Consider the following 16,661-nt stretch of genomic DNA (forward strand, 5'->3'; position numbering starts at 1 on the left):
TGAATTTTTATACATTATAAATCAAGAGGGGTTTTGTTATGAAAGGAAGAAATAAAAATTGGTTGATGGTCGTATTTACATGTCTACTCATGTTAGGTATAGCCTTACCAAGTATGACGGTGCAAGCCGAAGAAAGTGATCCAACGTTTGAAGCAATCAAACAAAAAGGAGAAGTCGTGGTCGGATTATCTGCCGACTATGCACCATATGAATTCCATGCAGAAGTCGATGGTCGTGATCAGATCGTCGGATTTGATATCTCATTGGCACAAAAAATCGCCGATGACATGGGTGTGAAATTAAAGATCGAAGAATTAGGCTTTGATGCCTTACTCGGTGCATTAAAAACAGGGAAGATCGATTTGATCATCTCTGGAATGTCGCCAACAGAAGAACGGTTAAAAGAAGTGGACTTTTCGGATCCTTACTTAGAAACGACTCAAAAAATCATTGTGCGTAAAGATGATCTAAACAAATTCAAATCAGTCAACGACTTTGATGGTGTGAAAGTCAGTGCACAAAAACAAACGACACAAGAAGCCTTAGCCAAATCAGAATTAAAAGGTTCAGATGTGGTGTCGTTACAAAAAGTTCCAGATATCGTGTTGAACTTGACGAACCATAAAGTCGATGCAGCCGTATTAGAAGGACCGATCGCTGAAGCGTATGTGCAACGGGATGATTCATTAGCATTTGCCAATGTTTCTTTTTCTGACGATCATAAAGAAACGGCGATCGCGATGCCAAAAAATGCACCAGAATTAAAAGCTGCAGTCAACAAATCGATCAAAGAAGTCAAAGATCAAAAGTTGATGGATAAATATAAAAAAGAAGCCAATGAATTGATGTTCCAAAAAGACCAAAACTTCTTCCAAAAATATTATAAATATTATGTAAGTGGTGCGGGATATACCTTATTCTTAGCTGTGATCGGGGTCGTATTCGGTGCGATCGTCGGTGGGATCTTAGCATTGATGAAACTTGGTAAAGTCCGTGTCGTGCGTTGGATCGCAACAGCGTATATCGAATATGTCAGAGGAACGCCATTATTGGTTCAAATCTTTATCGTGTACTTTGGTTCAGGGATCATCGGTATCGAATTATCAAAAGTCGCTGCCGGATGTATCGCCTTGGCCTTAAATAGTGGAGCGTATGTAGCGGAAATCATTCGTGCAGGGATCAATGCGGTAAACAAAGGTCAAATGGAAGCTGCGCGCTCACTTGGGATGAACCAACGTCAAGCGATGCAATTTATCATTTTACCACAAGCAATCAAAAATATCTTACCGGCATTAGGAAACGAGTTTGTGACAGTCATCAAAGAATCTTCTATCGTATCGGTTATCGGGGTATCTGAATTGATCTTCCAAGCTGGAAACGTCCAAGGAGCAAGTTTCAAACCATTCTTACCTTACTTGATCGTATCGTTGATTTACTTTGTAATGACCTTTACGTTATCTCGTTTACTAGGTGTCGCCGAAAGGAGAATGAATACAGATGCTTAATATTGAAAACTTACACAAAACATTTGGTAAAAATGAAGTCTTAAAAGGAATCGATATGAACATTGAAGCTGGTGAAGTCGTTGTGATCATCGGTCCTTCAGGAAGTGGGAAAAGTACGTTTTTACGCTGTTTAAACTTACTAGAAACCCCAACAGACGGCAAGATCATCTTTGAAGGAACAAACCTTTTAGATAAAGGGGTCAATATCGATCAATTGCGTCAAAAAATGGGAATGGTATTTCAAAGTTTTAACTTATTCCCACATAAAACCGTGCTAGAAAACATTACGATCAGTCCAGTCAAAGTTAAAAAAGAAGCGGATGCCACAGCCAAAGCGGAAGCAGAACGTTTACTAGACTTAGTTGGTCTAAAAGATAAAAGCCAAGCCTATCCTTCAAGTCTTTCTGGTGGGCAACAACAACGGGTAGCCATCGCACGTGCCTTAGCGATGAATCCTGATGTGATGTTGTTTGACGAGCCGACTTCAGCACTAGACCCAGAGATGGTCGGTGAAGTATTATCAGTGATGCAAGGTTTAGCCAACAATGGGATGACGATGGTAGTCGTAACGCATGAAATGGGATTTGCCCGCGAAGTAGCCGATCGTGTGATCTTTATGGATGAAGGGGTGATCCAAGAAGAAGGAACACCAGAACAAATTTTTACTAATCCTGAAAACCCACGTACACAAAGTTTCTTAAATAAAGTGTTATAAAAGGAAGTCAACTATGGATCAAACAAGAGTAGCCAAACGGTTTCAAACACCGGAAGAAAATTTGTTGATGGATATCGGGATCTTAGCCAAACAAACAAGTGGCTTGATCGATTTATCGATTGGCGATCCTGATCTAAATACCGATGATGAGATCATTGAATACGCGATGAAAGCGGCCAAAGAAGGCCATACGCATTATACGTTATCTGATGGTAGTGAAGAGTTCCGTCAAGCAGTCGCAGACTTTTATCAACGAACGTATCAGCTTAGTGTCGATAAAAATCAAGTACGGGCTACAGTCGGAGTTTCTCACGGTCTGTATCTGGCTTTGATGGCGATCTTAGACCCAGGCGATGAAGTGATCATTCACGAACCGTACTTTTCGCCGTATAAAGATCAAGTCGAATTAGCAGAAGGCATCCCAGTCATCGTACCTACGTATGAAAAAGATAGGTTTCAATTAGATCCTAAAGTGTTAGAAGGTGCGATCACCAAAAAGACTAAAGCGATCATTATCAATAATCCAAATAACCCGACAGGTGCAGTCTTTAGTGAAGCCACTTGTCAGGCGATCGCAGATCTAGCGATTCAACATGACTTGTTCATTTTATCTGACGAAATCTATGAGGCGTTCTCATTTGATCAGCCATTTTATCCAATGGCGGCATTTGCTCCAGAGCATACGATTACGTTTAGTGGATTCTCAAAAGCCTTTGCGATGACTGGATGGCGTATTGGGTATATGATCTCACCTGTTTTTGTAAATGATGTTGCGCGTTACTTGAATGAAAATATTTCGTATTCAGCTAATGCGTTATCTCAACAAGGAGCGATCTATGCGTTAACACACGCCGATGAGATCGTACCGAATGTGGTCAAGATCTTTAAAGAGCGTTTGGCCTATGTGGAAAAACGTGTTGTAGCCCATCCACGCTTACACATGAATCCAATCAAAGGGACGATGTATGCGTATATCAATGTAGCCGATACAAACATGAATGCTTTGGAATTTACAAAAGTATTATTAGAAGAGGCGAAAGTTTTAGTGATCCCAGGGGATGCGTTTAGCCAAACCAAACCGACGACGCATATTCGTATTGCAGTCACACAAGATCTTGAACAATTAAAAGAAGCCTTTGATCGAATCGATCAGTGCGTATAAAACGTTAAAAAAAGAAGCGAAAATTCGCTTCTTTTTTTATTTTTTTCAACAGAAATACGGTTACATGAGAAAGCCTATGCTATAATGAGAAAAATATTAAAGGGGGCACACCAATGAGAGCGGTATTAACAGTAATTGGACAAGATAAAGTAGGGATCGTGGCAGGTGTTAGCGCACAACTGGCTACGTTAAATATCAATATCGTCGACATGACACAAACAATCATGCAAGACTTTTTTACGATGATGATGATGCTAGAATTACCAGAAGATGTTGATTATGAAGTGATTCGTCAAGCATTAGATGCTTGTGGTGAGACATTAGGTGTCAAGATCACGATCCAAAATGAAGCGATCTTTGACGCGATGCATAAATTATAGGAAGAACTAGACAGGAGAGAATCATGGAGAGCAATCAAATATTAGAAACGATTCGCATGGTCGAAGAAGAAAATTTAGATATCCGGACGATTACGATGGGGATCTCTTTACTCGATTGTATCGATGCGGATGTCGATGTAGCATGCGAGAAGATTTATCAGAAAATTACCACAAAAGCAAAAGACCTCGTCGCTGTTGGGGAAGCCATCGAAATGGAATATGGGATTCCGATCATCAATAAGCGGATCTCGGTAACACCGATTGCGCTAATTGCAGCAGCCAGTCATGTAGATGCTAAAGAATGCGTGAAATTTGCCAAAGCGCTTGATCGTGCAGCCAAAGCTGTAGGAGTAAACTTTATCGGAGGTTATAGCGCTTTAGTAGAAAAGGGTTATCAAGCCGGCGATCTCCCGTTGATCGAATCGATCCCTGAAGCGTTAGCGCAAACCGATTTTGTTTGTTCATCAGTCAATATTGGCTCAACAAAAGCTGGTATTAATATGGATGCTGTGAAATTGATGGGAGAGATCATCAAAAAAACGGCAGATACATCTGATATGGGCTGTGCGAAATTAGTCGTGTTTGCCAACGCTGTCGAAGACAATCCGTTTATGGCAGGTGCGTTCCATGGTGTCGCTGAAGCGGATTGTGTGATCAATGTCGGCGTCAGTGGTCCTGGTGTAGTGAAACGAGCATTAGAAAAAGTCAAAGGACAATCGTTTGATGTCGTCGCAGAAACGGTCAAACAAACTGCCTTTAAAATCACACGTATGGGGCAATTGGTCGGACGGGTGGCCTCTGAGCGATTAGACGTTCCGTTTGGGATCGTCGATCTATCTCTTGCACCGACACCAGCTGTGGGCGATAGTGTGGCATTGATCTTAGAAGAAATGGGTCTAGAATCTGTGGGTACACATGGAACGACAGCTGCGTTAGCGTTATTAAACGATGCTGTGAAAAAAGGTGGCGTGATGGCGTGTAACCACGTGGGAGGGTTATCCGGTGCGTTTATTCCGGTTTCTGAAGATGCGGGGATGATCAAAGCGGTCCAAAATGGATTGTTGAATCTTGAAAAATTAGAAGCGATGACGGCGATCTGTTCTGTAGGATTAGATATGATTGCGATCCCAGGTGAAACCAGTGCCACAACGATTGCGGCGATGATCGCTGATGAAGCAGCGATCGGAGTCATCAACCATAAAACGACGGCAGTCCGTTTGATTCCAGCTAAAGATACCAAAGTCGGTGACATGGTAGAATTTGGTGGATTATTAGGAACGGCTCCTGTGATGAAAACCAATCCGGCACAGTCAAGTGATTTTATCATGCGTGGTGGACGAATCCCAGCACCGATTCATTCCTTTAAAAACTAAAAAAAGGCTGTGACAGATGTCACAGCCTCTTATAAAATAGAAGAAACGGCGTTCCAGAAGTAGCTCCTTAAGAAATAAGCCAAATAATTCCGATAATAGGTTTACCTATTTCGGTAATTATTTGGCTTATTTCCTGGAGCTGCCCACTTCTGTCACAGCCTCTCTTTTAAAATAGAAAAATATTGACGAACTTGAGTAAAATAAAGCCATAGATTGCAATTGAGATCGGTTTTAAGGTCAAAATAATAATCAAATAATCTTTAAATTTCATTCTTGAGATCCCAGCGATAAAACAAGCGATATCATCTGGCGCAAAGGGGATCAAGAAGGTCAGAATCATAAATCGTTTGATATTTTTATGATGTTTTGCAATCGATGCTTCGAAACGTTCATAGTTTTTTTTCGACAAGACCATTTTGACAAAGGCGTGACCGTAATGTTTGACTAAGTAATACGCGATGATTTCACCAATGATCAAGCCAATATAGCTGTAAATCAGCCCTTCGATCGTACCAAAAAGCAACATCCCAGCGACAGTCGAGATCCCACCAGGCAAGATCGGTACGATGACTTGAACGATTTCTAAGATGATGAAAAATAAAATTCCTAAATGACCAAATTGTTCAATAAAGGTTTGTAATGTTTTAGTGGATTTAAAAATCCCTAAGTGGATGCCATAGACGACAATTCCGATCAAAGCAGCTACACCAAGTAATGGTAGGATCTGTAAAAAGAGATGTAGCCATTTGCGCCAGTTTTTTTTCATCACGTAGAAAAACTCCAATCTAAAATACTTATCTTATTATTTTAAACGATAATCGATGTGATAGAAAGTCTAAATTGAGCAATTTGTTTTTTTTACAACTTTCCGCTACAATAGAACAGAATCAAAAAAGGTAGGGTGAAGATGAAGTATACACATTATATCTGGGATTTTGATGGGACACTTTTTGATACCTATCCCATTATTTTAAAAGGATTTATGGATACGTTACACGCGTATGGTATCCATGCCGATGAAAAAGAAATTTATTATTTATTAAAATCGCAATCATCAAAAGCGATTGCCGAAAAATACGATCTGGATTTTGCTGGATTTACACGAATCTTTAAAAAATTTGAAGCCAAAGATCAACGTGAGCCCGCGCCGTTTGCTGGTGCAAAGGAAATTTTAGAAAAAGTCATCGCTGAAGGTGGAAAAAATTATATTTTGACACATCGTGATACACCGGGGACGAAGCAATTACTTGATGAGTATGGCTTGTCTGCTCATTTCGTGGAGATCATTGGATCAGAACGCCCTTTCCCGCGTAAACCAGCGCCTGATTCATTGTTATATTTGATTGATACATACAATATGGAGAAAGAACAAGCTGTGATGATCGGGGATCGTTTTATGGATATCGATGCCGGAAAAGCAGCTGGGATTCAAACTATATTTTATGATCAAGATCAATTGCTAAAAGATGTTTCTGCTACACAAAATGTGGATGCATTACTCGATATTCTTTAACCTATAACTAGTTCGTTTTGTACGAACTAGTTTTTTTGCGTATTTATAGAGGAGTAAGGAGGGAGAGCTATGCCAATCGAGTCATCTATCTACCAAAAGATTCGCGCGCTAGTTATGAAGTATAAATGGCCATCAGGGATACTTGTTTTTTTAGTTATCTTAAGTCTAGTTAGCGTGACGATCTATTGGGTCCTCACACCAAAAACGACTGCTGTTTCAAGTGAGGTGTTGAAAAGTACCGAAATGACAAAACAAAGCGAGTCGACGAAATCGAGTGATTCAAGTACAAGTGAGATCTATGTCGATGTAAAAGGTGCAGTCAAACATCCTGGAGTCTACACGATCCATCCAAGTGCTCGAGTCAAAGATATCATCCAATTAGCTGGTGGAATGACCGGGCAAGCCGAAATACGTGCGATCAATTTAGCTCAAAAAGTAAGTGATCAAGCTGTGATCTATGTGCCAACAGTAGGTGAACAGGTCAGTGATACATGGTCTAGCCAGCAACAAAGTACAGGACAAGCAATACAAGCAACCGAAAAAATCAATATCAATACTGCAGATGCTAGTACCTTGATGACGCTAAATGGAATCGGCGAGAAAAAAGCACAGGCTATCATCGATTACCGAACACAAAAAGGCACATTCAAACAAATCGAAGAATTAAAAGAAGTTGATGGATTTGGTGAAAAGACAGTTGAAAAATTAAAAGACTCGATTACAATAGAGTAAAGTCAACTAAAATGAACGAAAGGAGACAAGAGATGACCAAACGAATTCCTTGGGATCAATATTTTATGGCGCAGGCCTCTTTACTTTCATTACGTAGTACATGTACACGTTTAGAAGTAGGCGCAACACTAGTCAAAGATAAACGGATCATTGCAGGTGGGTATAACGGTTCGGTTAGTGGCGATGATCATTGTATCGATCACGGTTGTTATGTGGTAGATAATCATTGTATTCGAACGATCCATGCAGAGATGAATGCGTTGTTGCAATGTGCAAAACTAGGGGTATCGACGAATGGTGCAGAGATCTATGTAACTCATTTTCCGTGTCTACAATGTACAAAATCGATTTTACAAGCTGGGATCACAACGATTCATTATTTGAACAACTATCGAAATGATCCATATGCATTAGAGCTGATCGAAAAAGTCGGCGCGAAAGTCCATCAAGTCGTACTCGATCCACAATATTTTGCGAAATTATCTTTTATTCCTTCAGAAAGTCGAGAAGATGAAGTATAAAAACTTCTTCTTCTTGCCTGTAGGTTTGGCGACCTGCTGTTTTTTTACCCTCATTTCATCCTTCTTTTTCACCGGATTACTTTGTATCTTCTTTTTGATCTTGTTACTGTATCGTAGACAGTGGGGATTGATCTTGATTACAGTCGCACTCGTCACTTTATTTTTAATACGGTATCATATGACTCAAGTTACTATCAAACAAGATATCCCTGTTTCTGGTCAGCTTAGCATCTATCCGGATACCATCGCTCTTTCTGGTGACCAAGTCATGTTTGATGGCGAATTGTCTACGCATAAAACTAAATTTCGTTATCGTCTGAAAACGAAAAAGGAAAAAATGCTTTGGCAAGATCGCAACACACGCTATCTTGAATTGACATTTACAGGAGCATTTACTTCGATCATGCCAAGTACGAATCAGCATAGCTTTGATTACTTCGCGTATTTAAAGAGCGAACATTATCAAGGTGTTGTGCAAATTGACCAGATTACTGCTGAAAGAGCACTTGATCGCTGGACGTTTCCTTTACATTATTTACGGATGCGCGCGATTTTTCATACTGAAAAACATTTACCAAATACAACGGCTCTTTGGCTCAACGGATTATTGTTTAATTATCGTCAAAGTGAATATTATGAGTTTTTGACTACGTTTACTCAAAATGGGTTATTGCATTTATTTAGTATTTCGGGCTTGCATGTTTATTTTTTTCTGGGATGGTTAGATTTTTTCTTTCGCCGTTTGGGGTTTACTGCCAAAAGTCAATTGCCGTTTTTTTTACTAGCTAGCGTGGTGCTTACCGGCTTATTTGGTGGCTCGATCAGTATCCTTCGCGCGGTATTGGCTTATCTAAGCTACTGGTTCGTGAAAGAGTTCCCTCTAAAGTTTAGTGCAACCGATCGTTATGCGTTAGTCTTAATGATTTGCTTAGTCATCGAACCACAAGCATTACAGCAACTTTCCGCACAATTGTCTTTTTTATTCTCATTTTTCTTATTATTTTTACGCCCTTCAGCTACGACGATCAAAGCGAGACTCTATGCTGCCTATCTATTCCCGATATTAAGTATTCCAATGTTGCTGTATCAATTTTACGATTGGCCTATTGCAAGTGGAATATGGACATTTTTTTTAGTTCCTTATTTTGAATTGTTTTTGTTACCTAGTGCAGTCTTACTGTTTCTGATTGCTAGTATCGAACCGATCAGTCATCCTTTAGCCTATGGACTCACAAGCAGTTTACAAGTGGTCGATTGGTTGATCACATGTTTTCCTTTTTTAAAGTGGTATGCTGGAGCGCTGCCTATATTTTGGGCGATTAGTTGTACAATAGCTGCTTTATGGGCGATCACTAAAAAACGAATTTTTTTATTTTTACTAGCAAGTGCAGGCGTTCCTTTGATCGTAACGTCGATTCATCCATTTGAAAAAATCACTTTTTTAGATGTCGGACAAGGGGACACAACGGTGATCCAAAGTCGAGGAAACCGTGAGATCTATTTGATCGATACGGGTGGTAGGCTAAGTTTTCAAACGGAAGCTTGGAAACAAACAAAACCTAAAGTGAATGCTACTTATTCGGTCATTCCGTATTTAAAAGGAGAAGGAATCCATACGATTACCGGTCTTTTTTTGACGCATGGAGATACAGATCACATGGGAGATGCTGCAAGTCTTTTGAGCCAGTTTCATGTGCAGACGCTCTTTCTTGCAAAGGGGAGTCAAGACCATCCGAATATCAAGCGCTTACTAAGAGCGTTTCCTCGTCAACGTGTCGAGCTGTTAACAGTCGATCAAGTTATAGGAGAGCGTTTCACTATCCACGTATTATCCCCTCTACAATTAAGTAAAGGAGAAAATAATGATTCATTAGTGCTGTATACTACGATTGCCAAACAACGCGTTTTACTGACAGGTGATTTAGAAAAAAGTGGTGAGCTTGATTTACTGAAGCGTTATCCTAGCTTATCTGTCGATTTGTTGAAAGTAGGACATCACGGGAGTAAAACCTCGACTGATCCAACATTTGTCACAGCGATCCAGCCGAAAATCGCAATCATCTCAGTGGGAAGAAACAATCGCTACCATCATCCACACCAAGAAACACTTCATGTTTTGGATCAAGAAGAAATCAAAACGTTACGCACGGATCAACGTGGTATGATCCAATACCGCAGTTTTGGATCGTTCGTAAAGCAAATTCAAGGATTAGATGACTAGAATTCATGGGAATTCCATGATAACATAAGGATGATAGTAGGAGGGTATATGACGATAAAACAATTAATCAAACCAATCGAGACAGATCCTTTAGCACCATGTTATTTGGTCGAAGGCAACGAGGAATATTTTCAGCAGTTTATTAGACAAGCTTTTTTTGATCGTTTAAAGATGGATGAGAATCATTTGAATTTTAGTCATATCGACATGGATACACAGACACTAGATACCTTGATCGATGAAGCGGAGACCTTACCATTTTTTGGCGATGAACGATTGATTTTTGTGGAACAACCTTATTTTTTAACTTCAGAAAAACGTAATGGTGCGCCGGAGCAAAATATCGAACGCTTCATAGCCTATCTAAATGATCCAGTTCCTTCAACGGTTTTAGTTTTTTTTGCCAATTACGAAAAATTAGACGAGCGTAAAAAAATCACGAAACTATTAAAGAAAACTAGTGTGGTATTAGATGTAAAACCACCAAGTGATCAAGAAGTCAAAAAAATGGTGCAAGCGCGAGTCAAAGAAGCTAAAGTCGATATAAACGCCCAAGCGTTAAACTATTTATTAGAAGCAACTGAATTGAATCTAAGCAAGATCATGCGTGAATTGGATAAACTGATCGTCTATGCAAATCAAACAAAAACGATCGATTACCAAGCTGTCGTTCAGCTAATTCCTAAGAGTCTAGAAAATAATGTTTTTGACTTAACACAAGGTATCTTGCAAGGGAAAACAGAACAAGCGATTCGACAATATCGCGAGTTAGTGTTGCAAGGAGAAGAAACGATCAAAATCAATGCGATCTTAATCGGTCAAGTACGATTGTATCTTCAAGTAGCACTGCTGATGAAAAAAGGGATGCAACAAGGGGCGATCGCCCAACAAGTCAAAGCACATCCTTATCGCGTAAAACTTGCCATGCAACAAGTCAAAAAATATACAACACGTGAATTAATGACGTTGTATGACGAATTAGTAGAAAATGACTATCAAATGAAAACAGGTCAAATGGTCAAAGAATATTTATTTGAATTATTTATTTTAAAGACAACACGTCAAACAGCATAAAAAAAGAAGCCTCTAGAGGCTTCTTTTTTTAGACTTATTTCGCGATTTTTTTGTTTAGGCGAGATTTGTCACGACTAGCTTTGTTTTTGTGGATTAATCCTTTAGTTTCAGCCATGTCGATAGCTTTTACAGCATCTTTGAATAACGCGTTAACGTTATCAGATCCAGCAGCTACAGCTTCGTCAAATTTTTTGATCGCAGTACGCATTGCGCTTAATTGTGAAGAATTTTTCGCGTTAGCAGTTTCGCTAGTACGTACGCGTTTGATAGCAGATTCAATGTTTGGCATATTTTTCACCTCCAAAAAAATTTCTTATACGAATACGAAAAACGTATAAATCAACACTAGTCATTATACCTAATGATAGACGTGATTGCAATTAAAAGTTGTAAAGAATGTTTACTTAACACAAAAAAAGAAAGCAGAGGTTCTGCTTTCCCACTAATTATTTACTCATCCACCAGTAACCGATCAAGATAACCCCTAAAACGATACGGTACCAACCGAATACTGTAAAATCATGTTTTTTGATGTAAGACATCAAGAATTTGATTGCGAGAACAGAGACGATGAATGAAACGATCGTACCTGTCAATAAGATGATCAAGCTTTCTGTTCCAAAGGTATTTCCCGCATGGAAGAATTTATACATCTTAAGTAAACTTGCGCCGAACATCGTAGGAATCCCTAAGAAGAACGAGAATTCCGCAGAAACAAAACGTGAACCACCTAAAATGATTCCCCCAAGGATCGTTGAACCAGAACGAGAAGTTCCAGGAATTAACGCCAGTACTTGGAACATTCCTACTAAGAAGGCAAATCGATAACTGATTTGATTTAAACTACCGATTTTTGGTTCCACGCCACGTTTATTGCGTTCTACTACGATAAAGGCGATTCCGTAAACGATCAAGACGATTGCTACCGAAATGAAGTTATAAAACGTCGCATCTAACCAGTCATCTAAAAAGAGACCGATAACAGCAGATGGAAGAATGGCAAAAATCACTTTAAACCATAAACTCCATGTGTCGCGTTTTTCTTCTAGTGATTTGCTTGGCGCGAACGGATTTAACTTTGTAAAATACAACACAACGACAGCTAAAATCGCACCCAATTGAATCACGACATTAAACATGGTCATGAATGCCTCAGATTCTTGGATTTTCAAGAATTCATCTGCTAAAATCAAATGTCCCGTACTACTGATCGGCAACCATTCGGTAATCCCTTCGATGATCCCAAAAATAATGGCTTTAATAAAGTTTTCAATAAACAAATAGTTCATTCCTTTCAAAAAAATTTCACCTTTTTCAGTATACCTTGTTTACATTCAGAAAAAAAGAAAAATTGTAGCCTATTGCCTATTCCGGCGGCATAAGGCTACAATTTTTCGCAAAATAATTAAGATTGTAATAAGGTACGTGAAATTTCTTTACCTTGTTCGATAAATTTAGTAGTTGCAAATTCTTCGATCGTAAATTGACCGTTTTCAAATACCAAGCGTGTGACTGAACCATTTTGGATATCGACTCTGACGTTGTTTTCATCATTGATCAGATGCATCAAAAAGGAAATCGTTAATCCATGAGAGACAACAAGGGCTTTTCCGCCGCCATTTTTTTCCACACGGTGTGCGATATCTTCAAATCCTGTTCGTACACGGTGGCTCAAGGTATCATAGGTTTCTGCCCAATTCGCTGTATCGACATCATAGATTGCTTCGCAAATTTCTTTAAACGAAACTTTTTTAGCAATCATGTCGTCGTAATCAGGAAAATTTAAAATTCTGGGAATGACGCCCCACATTTCAGCATCATAACCACCTTCTAATGAGCCAAAACACCATTCGCGAATTCTTGGATCGACACGGTAATCTAACTTTTGAGCACCAGGGTGTTCACCTAGGATGAGACGCATCGTTTCGATTGCACGTCCACTATCACTAGAAACGGCCTCAACAAACGGTGTATCTTTTAGTCCAAGACCCAAATAATGGACGTCTTCGATTCCAGACTTTGTTAAGGGAGTATCGCACCAACCTTGGACTCTTTGAATTGTATTGAACATTGTTTTTCCATGTCGAACGACATAAAGTTCTGTTTTTGCCATGATAAATTCCTCCTTTTATTCAGTGAAAAATGGATTCGTTTGTTTCTCATCGCCAATCGTTGTCTGCTCCCCATGTCCTGAGAGCGCGATCGTGTTATCGGGTAAGGTAAAGAGCTGTGTGGTAATACTTGTCAACAATTGTTCAAGATTTCCTGAGTATAGATCCGTGCGACCAATACTGCCTTTAAATAAAGCATCACCACAAAAAACAACTTCATCAAAGATAAAGCTCACACTTCCCATAGAGTGTCCGGGTGTGGGTACGACCGTAAATTCAAATGGTCCGATCATATATGGGGTAAATAATTCAAACTCATATTCTGCTGGCGCTAAAATCAAATCGTCCATTTCAGGATGGCGTCCAGAAAGATTTTTGATTGGATCTTGTAGCCAATCTTGTTCGAGTTCACTGACATAAACCGGAACGTCAAAGGTTTCTCTGACCTGCGTCACAGCACCGATATGATCATAGTGAGTATGTGTTAGTAAAATCGCCAATAGCTTTGTTTGAGTGTGCTTGATCGCTTGGATCAGTGTATTTGCTTCAGCACCCGGATCAATGATCAGAGAAGCACCATTCTGTTCTAAAAGGTAGCAGTTTTCTTGTGCTGCTCCAGTAATAAAACGCGTAATTTTCATCGCGTATCCTCCTTTAATCAGCTTACATCTAGTATAACGTAAAAGTGGAGACAAACAAAGGATCGCCCCTTTTTTTAAAATAGCGATAAAATAGCAAAAATTCACTAAGAAAAGACTAAAAAATCTCACAAAAAAAAGTGTTGGCCGTACAGATGCGCTATGATATGAAAAAAGGAGGGAGAACTGATGAAAACACAAATGAAAAAACAATTCATGATTGGCGCATTAGGTCTCCTTGTGATCGGGCTTTCTGGTTGTCAGCAAACCGTAGAATCTGAATTTGTCACGCAACCTGTCAAAGAAGTTTTACCCACGAAAGAAAATTTAACGACGCAACAAAATTTCTTGTTGTTACAAAAGGACAGTCAACTCTTTCCTCAAAGTCAAGGAGTGTACGACGTGGTCAAAGACCAACTGACGATCGTCAAACAATACGTTCCAACACTTGATACGAGTAAGATACGTGCAAATGCAGTCGTGATCGAACAAAAAAAATTAGAACAAGTCAAACAAGATTTCAAACGTAGTTTTCCTGGTTTGATCTATGAAGATGATCCGTATAAAGTTTATGAACAAAAGTTTACCCAAACGACAGTCGAACTGCATCCAACCTACTTTATTTTACGTGCCCAACCTGATTTTGAACAAAAATTCCAATTCGTCGATGAGAGTGATACAAAAGTGACGGATGAAAATGGCACGATATATGAAATTCAATATAGTACCTAACACATAAGAAAAAATCTTGTGTGTTTTTTTTGACATTTTTTCTGTTTCTTTCGTTTATAAGGTAAAGGAGGGAAACAAGATGATCGAGTATATCCATGAATTACGACAAGCAAAGGTTTTGTATATTTTAGCCATGATTGGTCTGGCGATGACACTTGATTTTATTAGTGGTGTATTGGCTGCACGCTACACGCGAACATTTACTTCTAAACAAGGAATCAACGGCCTGATTCGAAAAATGGCCAGTTTATGTTTGTTATTGTTTTTTCTGCCATTAGCATTAGTGATCCCCATGAAAGTTGGAATTGGGATGTTGTATATGTTTTATAGTGGTTACTTGTGGTTCGAATTGCATTCGATTTTAGAAAATTATCAAAAATTAGGGGTCGATACCCAGTTGTTCCAACAATTTATCACGCAACTTAAACAGTTGTTTATCGACTATATCAAACGCAAATAATGTGAAATACCTGTCCAAATCCTAAAAAAATCCTAACCAAAATGATCTTCTCGTTACCTTTTGTTTGAAAAACTGCTATGCTTTGAAAGCAAACTATATGGGTGAGGGAGTGTACAAAACGTGGCACAAAAAAAAGGAACGTTTGATTTGGAGCAAATCAAGAAAATAGTTGTCCTAGTCTTTACAGGAATCGCTGGAGCATTGAGTATCAATTTCTTTTTGAATCCAGCACACGTGTTTTCAGCGGGTATGAATGGATTGGCCCAGATTATTGTCGGATTAGCTCAACAATATTTAGGGATTTCGTTAAGTATCGGACTCTTTATTTTGATTTTGAATATTCCCATCTTTATTTTAGGATTTATTAAATTAGGTGGCAGTTCTACTTTTTTAAGTTTTATCAATGTGGTACTAATTTCAGTATTTACGATTGTGTTACCGGAAGGACAAGTGACTGATAATATTTTACTGAATGCGTTAGTTGGAGGCGTTTTAATCGGGATTGGTGCAGGATTCTCATTAAAAATGGGATTTACGACTGGCGGTATGGATATTTTGTCTTTAGTTTTTTCTAAAATTACCGGAAAGACAGTTGGCAGCTATATGTTGCTATTAAATGGGATCATCGTCTTGATTGCAGGATTTTTATTTTCATGGGAAAGTGCGCTATATACGATCATTTCGATCTATTCCATGAGTCGTGTAGTCGATGCGATTCATACGAGTCATCAAAAAGTAACGGCGATGATCACGACACGCCATGCGGATCAAGTGGGAAAGAATATTTCAAAACATGTCTTTCGCGGTATGACGCTTCTCCCTTCCATTGGTGGATACTCTGGGATTAATAGCCAAACGATCATGATGGTGATCACGCGTTATGAATTATATGATTTGGAACAAGCTGTTTTAGAAATCGATGAAAATGCATTTATCAATATTTTGCCGACGCAATCGATTATGGGACGATTTGCAACAGATGATGAACAACGGATTTTTAAAGCAACCGGAGCTTTTCCAGAATTAAAAAGAAATCGACGATAAGCAATTTACAAATTGTAAAAAAACAAGTATCATTTGTCTAAATAGAGGACAGGGGGATACGACATGAGTCAAGAACCAGAAGATATCGTGGTAGACGAAGAATTAGAAGAAATCAAAGAGCGTATTTTAATGGCTCTAGAGACGGTTATCGATCCAGAGCTTGGCATCGACATCGTCAATTTAGGATTAGTGTATGAAGTCGATTTTGCTAAAGATACAGGAGATACAGTCATCAAGATGACGTTAACCACAATGGGCTGTCCATTAGCAGATGTATTAACTGAAAATATCCACGATGCATTAGCAGAAGTCGATGAAGTCAATAAAATCGAAGTCAAATTAGTCTGGTATCCAGCGTGGACGACCGATAGAATGAGCCGTTATGCTCGAATTGCTTTAGGGATTCGTTAAACAACAAAAAGCTGCCTCCAATTTGGAAGCAGTTTTTTTATTGTTTTGGTTGTGTTATGATTTATTCAA

At 39.0% G+C, this 16,661-nt stretch carries 19 protein-coding genes; 14 read left to right on the plus strand and 5 right to left on the minus strand.

The window, feature by feature from the left end:
• The first annotated feature begins 38 nt into the window (after window positions 1-38).
• The 5 genes from ACWOEC_RS05195 (at window position 39) to ACWOEC_RS05215 (ending at window position 5,135) form a co-directional block, all read left to right on the plus strand.
• Window positions 39-1,505: an ABC transporter substrate-binding protein/permease gene (locus tag ACWOEC_RS05195; RefSeq protein ID WP_455306522.1), complete on the plus strand. Its 1,467-nt coding sequence runs from the start codon at window positions 39-41 to the stop codon at window positions 1,503-1,505.
• A complete protein-coding gene (locus ACWOEC_RS05200; RefSeq protein ID WP_297079638.1) occupies window positions 1,498-2,220 on the plus strand; it encodes an amino acid ABC transporter ATP-binding protein in 723 nt (240 codons plus the stop codon). Before ACWOEC_RS05195 ends, ACWOEC_RS05200 begins: the two co-directional genes overlap by 8 nt.
• Before the next feature lie 13 nt (window positions 2,221-2,233).
• Window positions 2,234-3,382, plus strand: a complete 1,149-nt coding sequence (locus ACWOEC_RS05205; protein WP_455306524.1) for an aminotransferase class I/II-fold pyridoxal phosphate-dependent enzyme — start codon at window positions 2,234-2,236, stop codon at window positions 3,380-3,382.
• A 113-nt stretch (window positions 3,383-3,495) separates the two neighbouring features.
• Window positions 3,496-3,762, plus strand: coding sequence for an ACT domain-containing protein (locus ACWOEC_RS05210; protein ID WP_455306526.1), 267 nt, complete (start codon window positions 3,496-3,498; stop codon window positions 3,760-3,762).
• 23 nt (window positions 3,763-3,785) lie between these two features.
• Window positions 3,786-5,135 carry a DUF711 family protein gene (locus tag ACWOEC_RS05215; RefSeq protein WP_455306528.1) on the plus strand — a complete coding sequence of 450 codons (1,350 nt, stop codon included), beginning with the start codon at window positions 3,786-3,788 and terminating at the stop codon, window positions 5,133-5,135.
• A 166-nt stretch (window positions 5,136-5,301) separates the two neighbouring features.
• On the opposite strand, the gene ACWOEC_RS05220 is transcribed toward ACWOEC_RS05215, so the two are convergent.
• Window positions 5,302-5,901 carry a TVP38/TMEM64 family protein gene (locus ACWOEC_RS05220; protein ID WP_297079629.1) on the minus strand — a complete coding sequence of 200 codons (600 nt, stop codon included), beginning with the start codon at window positions 5,899-5,901 and terminating at the stop codon, window positions 5,302-5,304.
• A gap of 141 nt (window positions 5,902-6,042) precedes the next feature.
• On the opposite strand from ACWOEC_RS05220, the gene ACWOEC_RS05225 reads away from it, so the two are divergent.
• The 5 genes from ACWOEC_RS05225 to holA all read left to right on the plus strand — a co-directional run bounded on the left by ACWOEC_RS05225 (window position 6,043) and on the right by holA (window position 11,196).
• Window positions 6,043-6,648 carry an HAD-IA family hydrolase gene (locus ACWOEC_RS05225; protein WP_455306530.1) on the plus strand — a complete coding sequence of 202 codons (606 nt, stop codon included), beginning with the start codon at window positions 6,043-6,045 and terminating at the stop codon, window positions 6,646-6,648.
• Between the two features lie 69 nt (window positions 6,649-6,717).
• On the plus strand, window positions 6,718-7,380 hold the full coding sequence (locus ACWOEC_RS05230; RefSeq protein WP_455306532.1) for a helix-hairpin-helix domain-containing protein: 663 nt from the start codon (window positions 6,718-6,720) through the stop codon (window positions 7,378-7,380).
• Window positions 7,381-7,412: 32 nt separating this feature from the next.
• Complete coding sequence (locus ACWOEC_RS05235) at window positions 7,413-7,901, plus strand: ComE operon protein 2 (protein ID WP_297079623.1); 489 nt, start codon at window positions 7,413-7,415, stop codon at window positions 7,899-7,901.
• On the plus strand, window positions 7,891-10,122 hold the full coding sequence (locus ACWOEC_RS05240) for a DNA internalization-related competence protein ComEC/Rec2 (RefSeq protein ID WP_455306535.1): 2,232 nt from the start codon (window positions 7,891-7,893) through the stop codon (window positions 10,120-10,122). The genes ACWOEC_RS05235 and ACWOEC_RS05240 overlap by 11 nt, the downstream gene beginning before the upstream one ends.
• 48 nt (window positions 10,123-10,170) lie before the next feature.
• A complete protein-coding gene (holA, locus tag ACWOEC_RS05245) occupies window positions 10,171-11,196 on the plus strand; it encodes a DNA polymerase III subunit delta (protein WP_455306537.1) in 1,026 nt (341 codons plus the stop codon).
• A gap of 34 nt (window positions 11,197-11,230) precedes the next feature.
• Here holA and rpsT read toward each other — a convergent pair whose 3' ends face one another.
• From rpsT to ACWOEC_RS05265, 4 genes are all read right to left on the minus strand, one after another.
• Complete coding sequence (gene rpsT, locus ACWOEC_RS05250) at window positions 11,231-11,485, minus strand: 30S ribosomal protein S20 (RefSeq protein WP_297079616.1); 255 nt, start codon at window positions 11,483-11,485, stop codon at window positions 11,231-11,233.
• 157 nt (window positions 11,486-11,642) lie between these two features.
• Window positions 11,643-12,476: an undecaprenyl-diphosphate phosphatase gene (locus tag ACWOEC_RS05255; RefSeq protein ID WP_297079614.1), complete on the minus strand. Its 834-nt coding sequence runs from the start codon at window positions 12,474-12,476 to the stop codon at window positions 11,643-11,645.
• Window positions 12,477-12,601: 125 nt separating this feature from the next.
• Window positions 12,602-13,309: a histidine phosphatase family protein gene (locus tag ACWOEC_RS05260; RefSeq protein ID WP_455306539.1), complete on the minus strand. Its 708-nt coding sequence runs from the start codon at window positions 13,307-13,309 to the stop codon at window positions 12,602-12,604.
• A gap of 15 nt (window positions 13,310-13,324) precedes the next feature.
• Complete coding sequence (locus ACWOEC_RS05265) at window positions 13,325-13,948, minus strand: MBL fold metallo-hydrolase (protein ID WP_455306541.1); 624 nt, start codon at window positions 13,946-13,948, stop codon at window positions 13,325-13,327.
• Window positions 13,949-14,134: 186 nt separating this feature from the next.
• Here ACWOEC_RS05265 and ACWOEC_RS05270 point away from each other — a divergent pair, with 186 nt between their 5' ends.
• The 4 genes from ACWOEC_RS05270 to ACWOEC_RS05285 all read left to right on the plus strand — a co-directional run bounded on the left by ACWOEC_RS05270 (window position 14,135) and on the right by ACWOEC_RS05285 (window position 16,592).
• Window positions 14,135-14,677: a hypothetical protein gene (locus ACWOEC_RS05270; protein ID WP_455306543.1), complete on the plus strand. Its 543-nt coding sequence runs from the start codon at window positions 14,135-14,137 to the stop codon at window positions 14,675-14,677.
• Window positions 14,678-14,756: 79 nt separating this feature from the next.
• Window positions 14,757-15,137 (plus strand): phage holin family protein, encoded by a 381-nt coding sequence (locus tag ACWOEC_RS05275; protein WP_455306545.1) that lies wholly within the window; start codon window positions 14,757-14,759, stop codon window positions 15,135-15,137.
• Between the two features lie 120 nt (window positions 15,138-15,257).
• A complete protein-coding gene (locus ACWOEC_RS05280) occupies window positions 15,258-16,181 on the plus strand; it encodes a YitT family protein (RefSeq protein WP_455306547.1) in 924 nt (307 codons plus the stop codon).
• A gap of 63 nt (window positions 16,182-16,244) precedes the next feature.
• Window positions 16,245-16,592 carry a metal-sulfur cluster assembly factor gene (locus tag ACWOEC_RS05285; RefSeq protein ID WP_297079600.1) on the plus strand — a complete coding sequence of 116 codons (348 nt, stop codon included), beginning with the start codon at window positions 16,245-16,247 and terminating at the stop codon, window positions 16,590-16,592.
• The last annotated feature ends 69 nt before the right edge of the window (window positions 16,593-16,661 follow it).

This window comes from Enterococcus bulliens (assembly GCF_053761865.1).